This window comes from Azohydromonas sp. (assembly GCF_035325925.1).
In the GTDB taxonomy this organism is placed as follows: Bacteria; Pseudomonadota; Gammaproteobacteria; order Burkholderiales; family Burkholderiaceae_C; genus Calidifontimicrobium.
Window position 1 is genome coordinate 24,416 of the sequence record NZ_DAOKZA010000033.1, and the last position, 17,542, is coordinate 41,957.

Annotated in this window: 19 protein-coding genes; 2 read left to right on the top strand and 17 right to left on the bottom strand. The window is 69.5% G+C overall.

Translation table 11 applies throughout. The features are described from left to right. The first annotated feature begins 3 nt into the window (after positions 1-3). Together PKC53_RS12795 and PKC53_RS12800 are read left to right on the top strand one after the other, a co-directional pair. On the top strand, positions 4-429 hold the full coding sequence (locus PKC53_RS12795; protein ID WP_324429155.1) for a DUF2917 domain-containing protein: 426 nt from the start codon (positions 4-6) through the stop codon (positions 427-429). Continuing rightward, complete coding sequence (locus PKC53_RS12800; RefSeq protein WP_324429157.1) at positions 426-1,040, top strand: GNAT family N-acetyltransferase; 615 nt, start codon at positions 426-428, stop codon at positions 1,038-1,040. The genes PKC53_RS12795 and PKC53_RS12800 overlap by 4 nt, the downstream gene beginning before the upstream one ends. Here PKC53_RS12800 and PKC53_RS12805 read toward each other — a convergent pair. From PKC53_RS12805 to PKC53_RS12885, 17 genes are all read right to left on the bottom strand, one after another. After that, positions 994-1,431, bottom strand: a complete 438-nt coding sequence (locus tag PKC53_RS12805; RefSeq protein WP_324429159.1) for a DUF1178 family protein — start codon at positions 1,429-1,431, stop codon at positions 994-996. The genes PKC53_RS12800 and PKC53_RS12805 overlap by 47 nt on opposite strands. A gap of 31 nt (positions 1,432-1,462) precedes the next feature. After that, on the bottom strand, positions 1,463-2,044 hold the full coding sequence (locus PKC53_RS12810; protein WP_324429161.1) for an NUDIX hydrolase: 582 nt from the start codon (positions 2,042-2,044) through the stop codon (positions 1,463-1,465). Then, positions 2,044-2,346 carry a DUF2818 family protein gene (locus PKC53_RS12815; RefSeq protein WP_324429163.1) on the bottom strand — a complete coding sequence of 101 codons (303 nt, stop codon included), beginning with the start codon at positions 2,344-2,346 and terminating at the stop codon, positions 2,044-2,046. Before PKC53_RS12815 ends, PKC53_RS12810 begins: the two co-directional genes overlap by 1 nt. Further along, the gene (gene nuoN, locus PKC53_RS12820) at positions 2,343-3,827 is read right to left on the bottom strand and encodes an NADH-quinone oxidoreductase subunit NuoN (RefSeq protein ID WP_324429165.1); all 1,485 of its coding nucleotides are present in this window, start codon (positions 3,825-3,827) and stop codon (positions 2,343-2,345) included. The genes PKC53_RS12815 and nuoN overlap by 4 nt, the downstream gene beginning before the upstream one ends. Before the next feature lie 140 nt (positions 3,828-3,967). After that, a complete protein-coding gene (locus tag PKC53_RS12825; protein ID WP_324429167.1) occupies positions 3,968-5,443 on the bottom strand; it encodes an NADH-quinone oxidoreductase subunit M in 1,476 nt (491 codons plus the stop codon). 31 nt (positions 5,444-5,474) lie between these two features. Next, positions 5,475-7,499 (bottom strand): NADH-quinone oxidoreductase subunit L, encoded by a 2,025-nt coding sequence (gene nuoL / locus PKC53_RS12830; protein ID WP_324429169.1) that lies wholly within the window; start codon positions 7,497-7,499, stop codon positions 5,475-5,477. A 126-nt stretch (positions 7,500-7,625) separates the two neighbouring features. Beyond that, entirely contained in the window at positions 7,626-7,937 is a 312-nt protein-coding gene (gene nuoK, locus PKC53_RS12835; protein ID WP_324429198.1) for an NADH-quinone oxidoreductase subunit NuoK, read from the bottom strand. After that, positions 7,937-8,575, bottom strand: a complete 639-nt coding sequence (locus PKC53_RS12840; protein WP_324429171.1) for an NADH-quinone oxidoreductase subunit J — start codon at positions 8,573-8,575, stop codon at positions 7,937-7,939. Before PKC53_RS12840 ends, nuoK begins: the two co-directional genes overlap by 1 nt. A gap of 73 nt (positions 8,576-8,648) precedes the next feature. Next, positions 8,649-9,137 carry an NADH-quinone oxidoreductase subunit NuoI gene (nuoI, locus tag PKC53_RS12845; RefSeq protein ID WP_324429173.1) on the bottom strand — a complete coding sequence of 163 codons (489 nt, stop codon included), beginning with the start codon at positions 9,135-9,137 and terminating at the stop codon, positions 8,649-8,651. Between the two features lie 154 nt (positions 9,138-9,291). Further along, a complete protein-coding gene (nuoH, locus tag PKC53_RS12850) occupies positions 9,292-10,359 on the bottom strand; it encodes an NADH-quinone oxidoreductase subunit NuoH (RefSeq protein WP_324429175.1) in 1,068 nt (355 codons plus the stop codon). Position 10,360: 1 nt separating this feature from the next. Beyond that, positions 10,361-12,667, bottom strand: coding sequence for an NADH-quinone oxidoreductase subunit NuoG (gene nuoG, locus PKC53_RS12855; protein ID WP_324429176.1), 2,307 nt, complete (start codon positions 12,665-12,667; stop codon positions 10,361-10,363). Next, entirely contained in the window at positions 12,664-14,055 is a 1,392-nt protein-coding gene (gene nuoF / locus PKC53_RS12860; RefSeq protein ID WP_324429178.1) for an NADH-quinone oxidoreductase subunit NuoF, read from the bottom strand. The genes nuoG and nuoF overlap by 4 nt, the downstream gene beginning before the upstream one ends. Next, entirely contained in the window at positions 14,048-14,536 is a 489-nt protein-coding gene (locus PKC53_RS12865; RefSeq protein WP_324429200.1) for an NAD(P)H-dependent oxidoreductase subunit E, read from the bottom strand. The genes nuoF and PKC53_RS12865 overlap by 8 nt, the downstream gene beginning before the upstream one ends. Next, positions 14,536-15,789: an NADH-quinone oxidoreductase subunit D gene (locus PKC53_RS12870; RefSeq protein WP_324429180.1), complete on the bottom strand. Its 1,254-nt coding sequence runs from the start codon at positions 15,787-15,789 to the stop codon at positions 14,536-14,538. The genes PKC53_RS12865 and PKC53_RS12870 overlap by 1 nt, the downstream gene beginning before the upstream one ends. 65 nt (positions 15,790-15,854) lie before the next feature. After that, positions 15,855-16,454, bottom strand: coding sequence for an NADH-quinone oxidoreductase subunit C (locus tag PKC53_RS12875; protein ID WP_324429182.1), 600 nt, complete (start codon positions 16,452-16,454; stop codon positions 15,855-15,857). Between the two features lie 11 nt (positions 16,455-16,465). Beyond that, on the bottom strand, positions 16,466-16,942 hold the full coding sequence (locus tag PKC53_RS12880) for an NADH-quinone oxidoreductase subunit B (protein WP_046113908.1): 477 nt from the start codon (positions 16,940-16,942) through the stop codon (positions 16,466-16,468). Positions 16,943-16,957: 15 nt separating this feature from the next. Continuing rightward, positions 16,958-17,317 (bottom strand): NADH-quinone oxidoreductase subunit A, encoded by a 360-nt coding sequence (locus tag PKC53_RS12885; protein WP_324429196.1) that lies wholly within the window; start codon positions 17,315-17,317, stop codon positions 16,958-16,960. Positions 17,318-17,542: the final 225 nt, after the last annotated feature.

Here is a 17,542-nt window from a genome sequence, read left to right on the forward strand (position 1 = left end):
CGCATGCAGTACGCGCATGCAGAGTATTCCAAATCACCGTTTGAATCAGTCTACTTCCTCACCGAACATCGTGACATGGCGTTCGGTGGCAATGTCGAGACCGATCGACAGATGCATCGCACGCATGGCAAGGAGGCCCGCACCATGTTCACCGATCTGCAACTGCCTGCGCGCCGGATGGCGCGCCACAGCCTGCTGCGCCTGCCCCGGCCGCAGGGGCGCGCCGTGGTCTGCCTCAGCGGCAGCCTGTGGATCACCGTCGACGACGATCCGCGCGACGTGATCCTCGCGCCCGGCGACCGCCACGTGTTCGCGCCCGACGACGGCGACGCGATCGTCAGCGCGCTGCAGGACTCGTCGCTGCTGCTGCTCGACCTCGGCGGCGAACTGGTACCGCCGCACCGGCCGGCCGCCAGGGTGGCGCCGTGACCGCGCTGCACGTGCCGACGCGCCTGATCGACGTGGTGCGCCTCGCCGACGGCCGCCGCGTGACGCTGCGCCCGGTGCTGCCGCAGGACGACGACCTGCAGCAGCGGCTGGTGCGCAGCCTGTCGCCGGCGGCGCGCACGCAGCGCTTCTTCGCGCCGATCCGCGAGCTGCCGGCCGACTGGCTGCGGCGCATGACGCAGGTCGACCACCGGCGCCACGTCGCGCTGGTCGCCGAGAGCTTCGACGACGCGCCGGGGCCGGCGGCCACGCCGGTGGGCGAGGCGCGCTACGTGATCGGCGAGCGCGACGACGCGGCCGAGTTCGCGCTCGTCGTCGCCGACGCCTGGCAGCGCCACGGCATCGGCCGGCGGCTGCTCGCGAGCCTGCGCGACCACGCGCACGCCGCCGGGCTGGCGCAGCTCGAGGGCGAGGTGCAGGCCGGCAACGCGGCGATGCTGGCGCTGGCGCGGCGCCTGGGATTCGAGCTGCGCGCGCACCCCGGCGACGCGCGGCTGGTGCAGGTCGTCGCGCGGCTCAACGCCGCGTCGCACCGCACGCCGCCGGCTACTGCAGTGGTTCCTTCAGCGCCTTCGGCATCGGCAGCGGCGTGACCTCGATGCCCTCGTCGCGCAGCGCCTGCGTCTGCTCGGGCGTCGCGCGGCCGCGGATGCCGCGCGACTCGACCTCGCCGTAGTGGATGCGCCGCGCCTCGTCGGGAAAGCGCTCGCCGACGTCCTCGGTGGTCGCCAGCACGTGGTGCACCGCCTTCAGCCACAGCGCCTGCAGGTCGGGCTGCGGCGGCGAGGCCGGCGGGGCCGCCGCGGGCTCGGTCGCGCCGGACAGGTTCAGCCGCGGCGCGCTGGGCAGCCGCTGCACGATGCGGTCGCCGCACAGCGGGCACTCGACCAGGCCGCGGCCGTTCTGGTCGAGGAACTCGTCCTCCGAGGTGAACCAGCCCTCGAAGCGGTGGCCGTGTTGGCAGCGCAGGTCCAGCACCTTCATGGGCGCATTATCGGCAGGCGGGCCGAGGCCGTCAGGGCGCGGGCTGCCAGGGCAGCGCCCAGGCGCCGGCGCGCCAGCGCTGCAGCCACATCAGCCCGACCAGCGTCTTCGCGTCGGTGACCTCGCCGCGCGCGGCCATCGCGTCGAGCTCGGCCGGGTCGAGACACACGACGTCGAGGTGTTCGCCGTCGTCGAGGCGCTGCTCGCCCGGCGACAGGCCGCGCGCGAACCAGATCTCGATGCACTCGTCGGAGTAGGCGACCGCGGTGTGCATCGCGCCGGCGCGCGCCCACTCGCGCGCGCGGTAGCCGGTCTCCTCGGCGAGCTCGCGCACCGCGGTGGCCAGCGGGCCCTCGCCGGCGTCGATCTTGCCGGCGGGAAGTTCGAGCAGCACGCGACCCAGCGGGTAGCGGAACTGGCGCTCCATCACCAGCCGCCCGTCGTCGAGCAGCGGCACGACGACCACCGCGCCGGGGTGCACGATGTACTCCCGCCCGGCCTCGCGCCCGCCGGGCAGGCGCACGGTGTCGCGCCGCACCTCGAGCAGCGCGCCGCGGAACACCACGCGCGTGTCGACGCGCGTCTCGCGCAGGTGCGCGTCGTCGCCGTCCATCAGCCGCCGCGCCGGCGCAGGTAGCGCCAGACGACCCCGGGGAACGCGAAGGTCAGGAACAGGCACAGCGCGGCGGCATAGAACTCCCAGCCCTGCGCGTGGCGCTGGCCGACGCGCGTCTCGAGCCCGAACCCGACCGCCAGCGTGAGCGCGCCGAACAGCAGCAGTTCGAGCACGCGCCAGCCCAGGTGCTTGTTCGCCCGCCGCGGACCGACGACGAACAGCCGCTCGTTGACGAACGGCAGGTTGGCCAGCAGCAGCGCGACGAGCAGCACCAGCCAGACTTCGGCGGACTGGGTCACCCCGCCAGCGCCTTGACGATGGCGTCACGGCACAGCGCCATCAGCCCGCCGGGCAGCAGGCCGAGCGCGAGCACCGCCGCACCGTTGAGCGCCAGCAGCGCACCTGCGCCCTGCGGCACCCAGGTCACCGGCGTCGGGTCGGTCGGCTCGTCGAAGTACATCACCTTGACCACGCGCAGGTAGTAGTACGCGCCGATCAGCGACAGCAATACCGCGACCACCGCGAGCACGATGTAGCCGGTCGATCCGGTGGTCACCAGCGCCTGCAGCACCGCCAGCTTCGCGTAGAAGCCCACCGTCGGCGGGATGCCGGCCAGCGAGAACATGAACACCGTCATCACGCCGGCCAGCCAGGGGCTGCGCCTGGACAGCCCGGCGAGGTCGGCGATGCGGTCGCACTCGTGGCCCTGGCGCGCCAGCAGCATCACCATGCCGAAGGTGCCCAGCGTGGTCAGCACGTAGGTCACCAGGTAGAACAGCGCCGAGCTGTAGCCGTTGGCCGCCGACAGCGTGTTGCCGCCGACCACGGTGGGCGTCAGGCCGAGCAGCACGAAGCCGACCTGCGCGATCGTCGAGTACGCCAGCATGCGCTTGAAGTTGCCCTGCGCGATGGCGACGAAGTTGCCGACCACCAGCGACGCGACGGCGAGCACGATCAGCATCTGCTGCCAGTCGGCGGCCAGCCCGTTCAGGCTCTCGTGCAGCAGGCGCAGCGTCATGCCGAACGCCGCCAGCTTGGGCGCGCCGGCGATCAGCAGCGTCACCGCGGTCGGGGCGCCGTGGTAGACGTCGGGCACCCACATGTGGAACGGCACCGCGCCGAACTTGAACGCCAGCCCGGCGACGACGAACACCAGGCCGAACACCAGCACCTCCTGGTTGATGCGCCCGCTCTGGATCGCGTCGAACACCTCGGCGTGCTGCAGCGAACCGGTGGCGCCGTACATCATCGACAGCCCGTACAGCAGGAAGCCGCTGGCCAGCGCGCCGAGCACGAAGTACTTCATCGCCGCCTCGGTGGCCTGCGCATCGTCGCGCCGCAGCGCGACCAGCGCGTACAGCGACAGGCTCATCACCTCGAGGCCGAGGTAGATGACGAGGAAGTTGTTCGCCGACACCATCACCGAGATGCCGAGCAGCGAGAACATCGCCAGCGTGAAGAACTCGCCCTTGAGCATCTCGCGCGACGCGATGTACGGCTGCGCGTATGCGATGGTCAGCATCACCGCCAGCGTCGCGGCCAGCGCCAGCAGGTGGCCCATCGGGTCGGACACCATCAGGCCCTGCATCGCCAGCGCGCTGTCGCCCGCGTTCAGCGCCTGCAGGTGCAGCCAGGCGACCAGCGCCAGCGACGCCTGCGCCAGCCAGAAGGTCGGCCGGCGCCGCGGGTCGTCGACGAACAGGTCGACGATCGCGACGACGCACACCGCGACCAGCAGCACGATCTCGGGCAGCGCGACGGTCCAGTTCAGTTCGTTCATCTCAGCTTCCAGTGCGGTCGAGCGGGCCTGGGCGGGTGCGCCTCGACCGATCGAGCGGCCGCCACAGACCCGGCTGCGCCGGTCCGCTGGCGGCTCCCCCTCGAGGGGGAGCGCCGAAGGCGCTGCGGGGGTGGGCCATGTCAGTCCAGCTTGGACAGCGCCACGTGCTCGAGCAGCTGCGCCACCGACACCTGCATCACGTCGGTGAACGGCTTCGGGTACACGCCCATCGCGAGCACCGCCGCGGCCAGCAGCGCGAGCATCGCGAACTCGCGCGCGTTGATGTCGGCCAGCGCCCTGACGTCGTCGTTGGCGACCTCGCCGAAGTACACGCGCTTGACCATCCACAGCGTGTACGCCGCGCCGAAGATCAGCGTGGTGGCCGCCAGCAGGCCGAGCCAGAAGTTGACCTTCACGGTGCCCAGGATGACCATCCACTCGCCGACGAAGCCGGCGGTGCCCGGCAGGCCGCAGTTGGCCATCGCGAACAGCACCGCGAACGCGGTGAAGCGCGGCATCGTGTTGACGACGCCGCCGTAGTCGGCGATCTCGCGCGAGTGCACGCGGTCGTAGAGCACGCCGATGCACAGGAACATCGCGCCCGAGACGAAGCCGTGGCTGATCATCTGCACCAGCCCCCCGGCCACGCCGAGGTCGTTGAAGACGAAGAAGCCCAGCGTCACGAAGCCCATGTGCGCGATCGACGAGTACGCGACGAGCTTCTTCATGTCGCGCTGCACCAGCGCGACCAGCCCGATGTACACCACCGCGACCAGGCTCAGCGCGATGATGAACCACGCGTACTCGCGCGACGCGTCGGGCGCGATCGGCATCGAGAAGCGCAGGAAGCCGTAGGCGCCGAGCTTGAGCATGATCGCCGCCAGCACCACCGAGCCGCCGGTGGGCGCCTCGACGTGCGCGTCGGGCAGCCAGGTGTGCACCGGCCACATCGGCACCTTCACGCTGAACGCCGCGAAGAACGCGAAGAACAGCAGCGCCTGCGCGCCCATCGGGATCGGCAGCGCGTGCCATTCGAGGATCGAGAAGCTGCCGCCCGACTTCCAGTACAGGTAGATCAGCGCGATCAACATCAGCAGCGAGCCGAGCAGCGTGTACAGGAAGAACTTGAACGCCGCGTAGACGCGCCGCGGGCCGCCCCACACGCCGATGATGATGTACATCGGGATCAGCGTCGCCTCGAAGAACACGTAGAACAGCAGCCCGTCGAGCGCGGCGAACACGCCGATCATCAGCCCCGACAGGATCAGGAACGCGCCCATGTACTGGTTGACGCGCTGCTCGATCACCTGCCACGCCGAGATCACGACGATCACCGTGATGAACGCGGTCAGCAGCACGAACCACACCGAGATGCCGTCGACCCCGAGGTGGTAGTGCACGTTGAAGCGCTCGATCCACGGCAGCAGCTCGACGAACTGCATCTGCGCCGTCGACGCGTCGAACCCCGCCACCAGCGGGATCGTCACCGCGAAGGCGGCGATCGAGCCGACCAGCGCGACCCAGCGCACCGTGTCCTTGTGCTCGTCGCGCCCCAGCGCGAGCAGCACGGCGCCGACCACGATCGGCAGCCAGATGGCAACACTCAGCAAGCCCATTGTTCTTCGCTCCGCCCGTCGTGTCGTCGTCTCAACGGCCGAACAGGCTCGTCAGGTGCGGCCACAGCTGCCACGTCATCAGCGCGAACACGCCCAGGATCATCACCAGCGCGTACCAGTACAGGTGCCCGGTCTGCACGCGGCGCGCCGCCGCGGCCAGGGCGTCGACGGCACGCGCGCTGCCGTTGATCAGGCCGTCGATCAGGCCCACGTCGCCGCCCTTCCACAGGCCGGTGCCCAGCGCGCGCGCGGTCGGGGCGATCACGTTCTCGTTGAACCAGTCCATGTAGTACTTGTTCTCGAGCACGCGGTACACGACGCCGAAGCGCGCCTTGATCGCCGCCGGGATCGACGGCTGCCTCAGGTAGAACCACCAGGCGGTGACGACGCCGGCCAGCGCGAGCCAGAACGGCGGCGTCTGCAGCCCGTGCAGCGCCATCGCCGCGGCGCCGTGGAACTGCGCGGCCAGCTGGGTCATCGCCGGGTGGCGCGCGGCGTCGACGACGATCGAGTCCTTGAAGAAGTCGCCGAACAGCATCGGGCCGATCGTCAGGTAGCCGATCACCACCGACGGCACCGCCAGCAGGATCAGCGGCGCGGTGACGACCCACGGCGACTCGTGCGGCGTCGCGTCGTGATGGTCGTCGCGGCCGTGCGCGTGGTCGTCCGCGGGCGGGAACGGCTTGTGGCGGAAGCGCTCCTCGCCGTGGAAGACGAGGAAGTACATGCGAAACGAGTAGAACGCGGTGACGAACACGCCGGCGATCACCGCGAAGGTCGCGAACCCCGCGCCCGGCAGCGTGCTCGCCTCGACGGCCATGATGATGCTGTCCTTCGAGTAGAAGCCCGAGAACAGCGGCGTGCCGATCAGCGCCAGCGAGCCGAGCAGCGACGTGATCCACGTGATCGGCATGTACCTGCGCAGGCCGCCCATGTTGCGGATGTCCTGGTCGTGGTGCATGCCGATGATCACGCTGCCGGCGGCAAGGAACAGCAGCGCCTTGAAGAACGCGTGCGTCATCAGGTGGAACACCGCCACCGAGTAGGCACTGGCGCCCAGCGCGACCGTCATGTAGCCCAGCTGCGACAGCGTCGAGTACGCGACGACGCGCTTGATGTCGTTCTGGACGATGCCCAGGAAGCCCATGAACAGCGCGGTGATCGCGCCGATCACCAGCACGAACGACAGCGCGGTGTCCGACAGCTCGAACAGCGGGCTCATGCGCGCGACCATGAAGATGCCGGCAGTGACCATCGTCGCGGCGTGGATCAGCGCCGAGATCGGCGTCGGGCCTTCCATCGAGTCGGGCAGCCACACGTGCAGCGGGAACTGCGCGCTCTTGCCCATCGCGCCGATGAACAGGCAGATGCACGCCACCGTGATCAGCATCCAGTCGGTGCCGGGGAACGTGAGCTGCGCCAGTTCGCCGGCCTTCGCGAAGGTCTCGCCGTAGTGCAGCGTGCCGGCGTAGGCGGCGAGCAGGCCGATGCCGAGGATGAAGCCGAAGTCGCCGACCCGGTTGACCAGGAAGGCCTTCATGTTGGCGAAGATCGCCGTCGGCTTCTTGAACCAGAAGCCGATCAGCAGGTACGACACCAGGCCCACCGCCTCCCAGCCGAAGAACAACTGCAGGAAGTTGTTGCTCATGACCAGCATGAGCATCGAGAACGTGAACAGGCTGATGTACGAGAAGAAGCGCTGGTAGCCCGGGTCGTCGGCCATGTAGCCGATGGTGTAGACGTGCACCATCAGCGACACGAAGGTCACGACGCACATCATCATCGCGCTCAGTCCGTCGACGAGGAAGCCGACTTCCATCTTCAGGCCGCCGACGACCATCCACTCGTAGACGGTGGCGTCGAAGCGCGCGCCGTCGACCGCGACGTCGCGCAGCACCAGTGCCGACAGCACGAACGACAGCGCGACGCCGAGGATCGTCACCGTGTGCGCGCCGCGCCGGCCGACCCAGCGGCCGGCCAGGCCCGCGACGATCGCGCCCACGAGCGGCGCCAGCGGGATCGCGAGCAGGGTGTTGGGGTTCAGTTCTGCGGCCATAGTCTGTTCAGCAGCGGCACGGGGCTACGCCGGCAAGGCGAGCGGCCGCCGCGGACCCGGCGTTGCCGGTGCGCTGGCGGCGCCCCCTCGAGGGGGCGGGCGAGGGCCGTGGGGGGGTGGTCCATGTCAGCCCTTGAGCGTGTCGAGCTCCTCGACCGCGATCGACGCGCGGTTGCGGAACAGCACGACGAGGATCGCCAGGCCGATCGCCGACTCGGCGGCGGCCACCGTGAGGATGAAGAACACGAACACCTGCCCGGCCATGTCGCCGAGGTAGTGCGAGAACGCGACGAAGTTCAGGTTGACCGCCAGCAGCATCAGCTCGATGGCCATCAGCAGCACGATCAGGTTGCGGCGGTTGAGGAAGATCCCGATCACCGACAGCGCGAACAGGATCGCGCCGAGCGACAGGAAATGCCCGAGCGTGATCGGACCCATCATGCCTTGCCCTCCTCGCCGGCCGGCGCCGCGGCCGGCCGCTCGACCACCGGCGGCATCCTGACGACACGCAGCCGGTCGGCCTTGCGCACGCGCACCTGCGCGGCCGGGTCGATGTAGCGCGAGTCCTTGCGCCGGCGCAGCGTCAGCGCGATCGCCGCGACGATCGCCAGCAGCAGCAGCACCGCGGCGACCTGCAGCGGGTACAGGTACTTGGTGTAGATCTCGATGCCCAGCAGCCGGGTGTTGCCCATCGCCACTGCGGCGGCGTCGGGCTGCGGCGCGTCGGGCAGGTCGAAGCCGCCCATCAGCACCAGCGCCATCTCGAGCGCGATCACCGCGCCGACGAGCCCGGCCAGCGGGAAGTGGCGCCAGAAGTTCTCGCGGAAGCGGTCGGTGTTGATGTCGAGCATCATCACGACGAACAGGAACAGCACCATCACCGCGCCGACGTAGACCAGCACCAGCGCGATCGCGAGGAACTCGGCCTCGAGCAGCATCCACACGCACGCCGCGTTGAAGAACGCGAGCACGAGGTACAGCGCCGCGTGCACGGTGCTGCGCGCCGTGATCACGCGCAGCGCGGCGAACAGCAGCACGACGGAGAACAGGTAGAAGAGCGCGGTGATGGTGTTCATGGTGTGTGGGCCGCGTGATGCGCGCGCGCCTTCGGTGCGGACGGCGCGGGGCGCGGGCGACGCCGCAGGCCTGTCAGCGGTAGCGGGCGTCGGCCTCCTTGGCGGCGGCGATCTGCTTCTCGTAGCGGTCGCCGACCGCGAGCAGCATGTCCTTGGTGAAGTACAGGTCGCCGCGCTTCTCGCCGTGGTACTCGAAGATGTGCGTCTCGACGATCGAGTCGACCGGGCAGCTCTCCTCGCAGAAGCCGCAGAAGATGCACTTCGTGAGGTCGATGTCGTAGCGGGTGGTGCGTCGCGTGTTGTCTTCGCGGCACCCGGATTCGATCGTGATCGCCAGCGCCGGGCACACCGCCTCGCACAGCTTGCACGCGATGCAGCGCTCCTCGCCGTTGTCGTAGCGGCGCAGCGCGTGCAGCCCGCGGAAACGCGGCGACAGCGGCGTCTTCTCCTCGGGGAACTGGATCGTGATGTGCGGCGACAGGAAGTGCCGCCCGGTGATCGCGAGCCCCTTGAACAGCTCGAGCAGCAGGAAGCTCGAGAAGAAGTCCTTGACCGCACTCATGACGAGCCCTCAGACGCGTTGACGGCCCCGCACCATGCCCGCACGCGTCGCGGCGCACGGGCGCGCAAGCCACCGCCGCGGATCCGGCATCGCCGGTCCGCCGGCGGCGCCGCCTCGAGGAGGAGCGCCGAAGGCGCTTCGGGGGTGGGCCGGTTCATTTCCAGATGTTCCACGGCGACTGGATCCACAGCCCCACGACCACCAGCCACACCAGCGTCACCGGGATGAAGATCTTCCAGCCCAGGCGCATGATCTGGTCGTAGCGGTAGCGCGGGAACGTCGAGCGCACCCACAGGAACATGGTGACGACGACGAAGGTCTTGATCGCGAGCCAGATCCAGCCCGGGATCCAGTTGAACAGCGCCGAGTCGATCGGCGGCAGCCAGCCGCCGAGGAACATGATCACGCACAGCGTGCTGACCAGGATCATGTTCGCGTACTCGGCGAGGAAGAACATCGCGAAGCTCATGCCCGAGTACTCGATCATGTGCCCGGCGACGATCTCGCTCTCGCCCTCGACGACGTCGAACGGGTGGCGGTTGGTCTCGGCCAGCCCGGAGATGAAGTAGACGAGGAAGATCGGCAGCAGCGGCAGCCAGTTCCACGACAGGAAGTTCAGCCCCATCTCGGCGAACCGGCCGCGATCCTGCGACAGCACGATCTCGGTCATGTTCATGCTCGCCGAGACCATCAGCACGACGACCAGCGCGAAGCCCATCGCGATCTCGTAGCTGACCATCTGCGCCGACGCGCGCAGCGCGCCGAGGAACGCGTACTTCGAGTTGCTCGCCCAGCCGGCGATGATCACGCCGTAGACCTCGAGCGAGGTGATGGCCATCAGGAACAGCAGCCCGGCGTTGATGTTCGCCAGCGCGACCTCGGGGCCGAAGGGCACCACCGCCCACGCCGCCAGCGCCGGCATGATGGTCATCACCGGGCCGAGGAAGAACAGCCCCTTGTTCGCCGCGGTCGGGCGGATGATCTCCTTGAAGACCAGCTTCACCGCGTCGGCGATCGGCGTCAGCAGCCCGTACGGGCCGACGCGGTTCGGGCCCGGGCGGATCTGCGTCCAGCCGATGCCCTTGCGCTCCCACAGCGTCAGGTACGCCACGCAGCCCATCAGCGGCAGCACCAGCGCGACGATCTTCACCAGGTTCCACACCACCGGCCACCAGGTGCCGCCCAGCGTGGCCTGCCCGAGTTGATGCACTTGATCGAGCATGTCAGACCTTCTCGACGCTCAGCGGGCCGAACAGCGCGCCCAGCGCCGCGGTGTCGGCGGTGGCGGCCACGCGCCCCGCACCCGCCGCCAGCGTCGTGTCCTCGCACGCCGCGAGCACCACCTGCGCGGCGCCGCGCGACAGGCGCACGTGGTCGCCGACGCGCAGGCCAAGCTCGCGCCACAGCGCGCTGGGCAGCCCGGCCACGGGCCTGGCGGCGTCGGCGGTGCGCTGCAGCGACGCCGCGCGGCGCACGATCGCGTCGCCGGCGTAGATGGGCACGTCGGCGATGCGCTCGAGGCCCGCGGCCGCCGGCATCGGCGCGGCGAACGCGGCGGCGTTGTCCAGGCGCGAGGCGATCGACGCGACGTCGCCGAGCGCCTCGGCGCGCACCTCGTCGACCGACTCGTGCTCGAAGCCGTCGAGGCCCAGCAGGTTGCCGAGCACGCGAAGCACCTTCCACGCCGGGCGCGTCTCGCCCAGCGGCCTGACGACGCCGTGGAAGCTCTGCGCGCGGCCCTCGGCGTTGACGAAAGTGCCGGCAGTCTCGGTGAACGGCGCGATCGGCAGCATCACGTCGGCGTGCTCGACGACCGCGTCGTTGAAAGCGGTCAGCGCGACGACCATGCCTGCCCCCTGCAGCGCCGCGACCGCGGCGGCCGGATCGGCGGCGTCGTGCGCCGGCTCGACGCCGAGCAGCAGCAGCGCCTTCATCGGCTGCGACAGCATCTGCGCTGCGTTCAGCCCGCCGGCGCGCGGCATCGCGCCGACCAGCTGCGCGCCCACCGCGTTGCCGGCATCGCCGAGCACGCCCACCGTGGCGCCGCACTGTGCGCCGATCCAGTTCGCCAGCGCGAGCAGCGCGCCGGCCTGCGGGTGCCACGTGGCGGCGTTGCCCAGCAGCACCGCCTTGCGATCACCGCCGAGCAGCGAGTCGGCCACGGCCTGCGCCTCGGGCGTCGCGTGGCCGGGCAGCGGCGCGGCCGCGCCGGTGCGCGCGGCGACCGCGGCAGCGACGTCGGCCAGCGCCTGCAGCCAGCCCGACGGCGCGGCGCTCAGGCGGTGCGCCACGGGCATCGCCCAGTCGTCGTGCACCGCGTTCAGGCTCGAGACCTCGGCGCCGTGGCGCACCGCCTGGCGGATGCGCTGCGCGAGCAGCGGCTGGTCTTTGCGCAGGAACGCGCCGATCACGAAGGCGCGCTGCAGCGACGACAGCGACGCGATCGGGGTGCCGAGCCAGCGCACGCCGGCGCGCGGCGAGAAGTCGGCGTGGCGCGTGCGGTGGTCGACGTTGTCGCTGCCGAGGCCGCGCACCAGCCTGGCCAGCAGGTGCAGCTCCTCGCAGGTCTGGCCCGGTGCGCCGAGCGCGCCGATGGCCTGCGCACCGAACTCGGCCTTGATGCGCTGCAGCCCGTCGGCGACGTAGTCCAGCGCGGTGTTCCAGTCGACCGCGCGCCACTGGCCACCCTGCTTGAGCATCGGTGAGGTCAGGCGCCGGTCGGTGTTCAGCGCCTCGTAGCTGAAGCGGTCGCGGTCGGCGATCCAGCACTCGTTGACGTCCTCGTTCTCGAACGGGACGACGCGCATCACGCGGGTGCCCTTGACCTGGACGATCAGATTGGCGCCGACGCTGTCGTGCGGGCTCACGCTCTTGCGCCGCGACAGCTCCCAGGTGCGCGCGCTGTAGCGGAACGGCTTGCTGGTCAGCGCGCCGACCGGGCAGATGTCGATCATGTTGCCCGACAGTTCGCTGTCGACGGTGCCGCCGCTGATCGTCGTGATCTCGCTGTGCTCGCCGCGGTGCACCATGCCGAGCTCCATGACGCCGGCGATCTCCTGGCCGAAGCGCACGCAGCGCGTGCAGTGGATGCAGCGCGTCATCTCCTCCATCGAGATCAACGGGCCGACGTCCTTCGGCGCCACGACGCGCTTTTCCTCGCCGTAGCGCGACGCCGAGTGGCCGTAGCCGACGGCGAGGTCCTGCAGCTGGCACTCGCCGCCCTGGTCGCAGATCGGACAGTCCAGCGGGTGGTTGATGAGCAGGAACTCCATCACCGACTTCTGCGCCCGCAGCGCCTTGTCGCTGCGGCTGTGCACGACCATGCCCTGCGTGACCGGCGTCGCGCACGCCGGCATCGGCTTCGGGGCCTTCTCGACGTCGACCAGGCACATGCGGCAGTTCGCCGCGATGCTGAGCTTCTTGTGGTAGCAGAAGTGCGGGATGTAGGTGCCCGCCGCGTCGGCCGCATGCATCACCATGCTGCCCTCGGGCACGCTGACCTTCTTGCCGTCGAGTTCGATCTCGATCATCGGGCCGCTCCGGCGACCGGCTCGGCGGGCAGCGAGGCGCTGCGCGCGTGCGCACCCACGAGACAGGTCTTGTGTTCGATGTGGTGCACGAACTCGTCGCGGAAGTGCTTGAGCATGCCCTGCACCGGCATCGCCGCGGCGTCGCCGAGCGCGCAGATCGTGCGCCCCTTGATGTTGTCGGCCACCGAGTCGAGCAGTTCGAGGTCCTCCAGGCGGCCCTGGCCGTGCTCGATGCGGTTGACGATGCGCCACAGCCAGCCGGTGCCCTCGCGGCACGGCGTGCACTGGCCGCAGCTCTCGTGCATGTAGAAGTAGTCGAGCCGCAGCAGGCTGCGCACCATGCAGCGCGTCTCGTCCATCACGATCACCGCGCCCGAGCCGAGCATCGAGCCGGCCTTGGCGATGGCGTCGTAGTCCATCGTCAGGTCCATCATGGCGCCCGCGGGCAGCACCGGTGCCGACGAGCCGCCGGGGATCACCGCCTTGAGCCTGCGCCCGCCCCTGACGCCGCCGGCGAGCTCGAGCAGCTTCGCGAACGGCGTGCCCAGCGGGATCTCGTAGTTGCCCGGGCGCTCGACGTCACCGACCATCGAGAAGATCTTCGTGCCGCCGTTGTTCGGCTTGCCGCACTCGAGGTAGGCCAAGCCGCCGTGGTTGATGATCCACGGCACCGCGGCGAAGGTCTCGGTGTTGTTGATCGTCGTGGGCTTGCCGTACAGCCCGAAGCTGGCCGGGAACGGCGGCTTGAACCGCGGCTGGCCCTTCTTGCCCTCCAGGCTTTCGAGCAGCGCCGTCTCCTCGCCGCAGATGTACGCGCCGAAGCCGTGGAAGGCGTGCAGCTGGAAGCCGAACCCCGAGCCGAGGATGTCGTCGCCCAGGAAGCCGGCGGCGCGCGCCTCCTCGAGCGCGCGCTCGAAGCGCTCGTAGACCTCGAAGACCTCGCCGTGGATGTAGTTGTAGCCCGTCTTCACGCCCATCGCGTAGGCGGCGATCGCCATGCCCTCGATGACGATGTGCGGGTTGTAGGCGAGGATGTCGCGGTCCTTGCAGGTGCCGGGCTCGCCCTCGTCGCTGTTGCACACCAGGTACTTGGCGCCCGGGAACTGGCGCGGCATGAAGCTCCACTTCAGCCCCGTCGGGAAGCCCGCGCCGCCGCGCCCGCGCAGCGCGCTGGTCTTGACCTCGGCGATGACCTGCTCGGGCGTCATCCCGCCGCCGGGCGGGTCGACGCCGAGAATCTTCTTCAGCGCGCGGTAGCCGCCGCGCGCGACGTAGTCGGCCAGGCGCCAGTTGCTGCCGTCGAGCCCGGCGTAGATCTGCGGCTGGATGTGCCGGCCGTGGAAGCAGGTCTCGCGCCCGCTGGCCTGGAACCTCGACAGGTCAAGCATCGTGCGCCCTCAGCGTGTCGATCAGCGCGTCGAGCCGCTCGTCGCTCATGAAGCTGACCATCTGGCGGTCGTTGACCAGCATCACCGGCGCGTCGGCGCAGGCGCCCAGGCACTCGCACTTCTGCACCGTGAACAGGCCGTCGGCGGTGGTGCCGCCTTCCTCGACGCCCAGCTTCTCGCACAGGCGCGCCAGCGCCTTCTCGCCGTCGCGCAGCTGGCACGGCAGGTTGGTGCAGACGTTGAGCTTGTAGCGGCCCACCGGCTGCTGGTTGTACATGTTGTAGAAGGTCGTGACCTCGTGCACCGCGATCGGCGGCATGTCGAGCACCTCGGCGAGCGCGACCTCGGCCTCCTGCGACACCCAGCCCTGCTCCTGCTGCACGATCGCCAGGCAGGCCATCACCGCCGATGCCTTGTGCTGCGGCGGGTACTTCGCGATCTCGCGCGCGAAGCGCGCCATCGTTGCGTCGCTGAACTTCATCATCGATCGATCTCGCCGAACACGATGTCCATGGTGCCGATGATCGCCACCGCGTCGGCGATCATGTGGCCGCGCGCCATCTCGTCGAGCCCGGCGAGGTGCGCGAAGCCCGGCGCGCGGATCTTCATGCGGTACGGCTTGTTCGCGCCGTCGCTGACCAGGTAGATGCCGAACTCGCCCTTCGGGTGCTCGACCGCGGCGTAGACCTCGCCCTCGGGCACGTGGAAGCCCTCGGTGAAGAGCTTGAAGTGGTGGATCAGCTCCTCCATGTTGGCCTTCATCTCGACCCGCGGCGGCGGTGCCACCTTGTGGTTGTCGGTGATGACGGGGCCCGGATTCGCGCGCAGCCAGTCGACGCACTGCCGGATGATGCGATTGGCCTGGCGCATCTCCTCGACGCGCACCAGGTAGCGGTCGTAGGTGTCGCCGTTGCTGCCCACCGGCACGTCGAAGTCCATGCGGTCGTAGACCTCGTACGGCTGCGTCTTGCGCAGGTCCCACGCGACGCCCGAGCCGCGCAGCATCGGGCCGGTGAAGCCCATGTTCAGCGCGCGCTCGGGGCTGACGACGCCGATGCCCACGGTGCGCTGCTTCCAGATGCGGTTGTCGGTGAGCAGCGTCTCGTAGTCGTCGACGTTGGCCGGGAAACGCGCGCAGAAGTCGTCGATGAAGTCGAGCAGCGAGCCCTGGCGGTTGGCATTGAGCTTGTCGACGGCCTTCGCGTTGCGGATCTTGCTGGGCTGGTACTGCGGCATCGACTCGGGCAGGTCGCGGTACACGCCGCCGGGGCGGAAGTACGCGGCATGCATGCGCGCGCCCGACACCGCCTCGTACATGTCGAACAGGTCCTCGCGCTCGCGGAAGCAGTAGATGAGCATGTTCATCGCACCGCAGTCGAGGCCGTGCGCGCCGAGCCACAGCAGGTGGTTCAGCAGCCGGGTGATCTCGGCGAACATCACGCGGATGTACTGCGCGCGCTCGGGCACCTCGATGCCGAGCAGCTTCTCGATGGCCAGGCAGTACGCATGCTCGTTGCACATCATCGACACGTAGTCGAGACGGTCCATGTACGGCAGCGCCTGGATGTAGGTCTTCGTCTCGGCGAGCTTCTCGGTGGCGCGGTGCAGCAGCCCGACGTGCGGGTCGGCGCGCTGGATGACCTCGCCGTCGAGCTCGAGCACCAGGCGCAGCACCCCGTGGGCCGCCGGGTGCTGCGGCCCGAAGTTCAGCGTGTAGTTCTTGATGTCAGCCATGGATCAGCCCCCCCGCGAAGCGGCCTGAGGCCCTCGTGGCCGCTCGACGACGACGAGCACTGCGGTCATTGCAGTCCACCATAGGATTCTTCGCGCACGATGCGCGGCGTGATCTCGCGCGGCTCGATCGTCACCGGCTGGTAGATCACGCGGCGGCGCTCTGGGTCGTAGCGCATCTCGACGTGGCCCGACACGGGGAAGTCCTTGCGCATCGGGTGGCCGATGAAGCCGTAGTCGGTGAGGATGCGGCGCAGGTCGTCGTGGCCGTCGAAGACGATGCCGTACAGGTCGAAGGCCTCGCGCTCGAACCAGTTGGCCGCGCTCCACACGCCGGTCAGCGACGGCACCACCGGCAGGTCGTCGTCGGGCGCGAACACCTTCAGCCGCACGCGGTGGTTCAGGCTCACCGACAGCAGGTGCGTGACCACGCAGTAGCGCAGGCCCTCCCAGGGCCGGTCCTTGTAACCCGAGTAGTCGACGCCGGCGAGGTCGATCAGCTGCTCGAAGCGCAGCGCCGCGTCGTCGCGCAGCGTGCGCGCGGCGTCGAGACTGTCGGCCGCGCGCACCGTCACCGTGATCTCGCCGCGGTCGCGCCGCAGGTCCTGCATGCGCTCGCCGAGCGCCGCGCGCAGCGCGGCTTCGAGCCTGTCGAGTCGTTCGCTCATGATCGTTGGGCTCAGCGCGCGATCGTGTTCTCGCGCCGGATCTTGGCCTGCAGCTGCAGGATGCCGTACAGCAGCGCCTCGGCGGTGGGCGGGCAGCCCGGCACGTAGACGTCCACCGGGACGATGCGGTCGCAGCCGCGCACGACGCTGTAGCTGTAGTGGTAGTAGCCCCCGCCGTTGGCGCACGAGCCCATGCTCAGCACCCAGCGCGGCTCGGCCATCTGGTCGTAGACCTTGCGCAGCGCCGGGGCCATCTTGTTGCACAGCGTGCCCGCGACGATCATCAGGTCGCTCTGGCGCGGGCTGGGGCGGAACAGCATGCCGAAGCGGTCGATGTCGTAGCGCGCCGCGCCGGCGTGCATCATCTCCACCGCGCAGCACGCCAGCCCGAAGGTCATCGGCCACAGCGAGCCGGTCTTGGACCAGTTGATCAGCTTGTCGACCGAGGTGGTGACGAAGCCTTCCTTCAGAACGCCTTCGATGCCCATGTCACTGCTCCCGGGTCATTCCCAATCCAGGGCGCCCTTCTTCCACTCGTAGACGAAGCCGACGACGAGGATCGCGAGGAAGATCATCATGGCCCAGAAGCCGGTGGCGCCGATGTCGTGCAGCGCGACGGCCCACGGGAAGAGGAACGCAATCTCGAGGTCGAACAGGATGAACAGGATCGCGACGAGGTAGTAGCGCACGTCGAACTTCATGCGCGCGTCCTCGAAGGCCTCGAAGCCGCACTCGTACGGCGAGTTCTTCTCGGGGTCGGGCCGGTTGGGCCCGAAGACGAAGCCGATGACCTGCGGCGCGACGCCGACCGCCACGCCGACCAGGATGAACAGGATGACGGGCAGGTACTGTTGCAGGTCCATGGTGTCGGCGTGCTCTTGTTCGCTCACCCGGCGTGGCAGGCCTCGCGCATCGAGGCCACCGCGGTGAGCCCGAGCTTGCCTGCCGAACCCTGCACGAACCTGTCAGGGCCCGCCGCGTCGCACCGGGTGAGGACGTCGCGGCGATCTCGGTACAGCGGACTGTGGAAACCCTGGTGCCGACGGCGAGACTCGAACTCGCACAGCTTTCGCCACTACCCCCTCAAG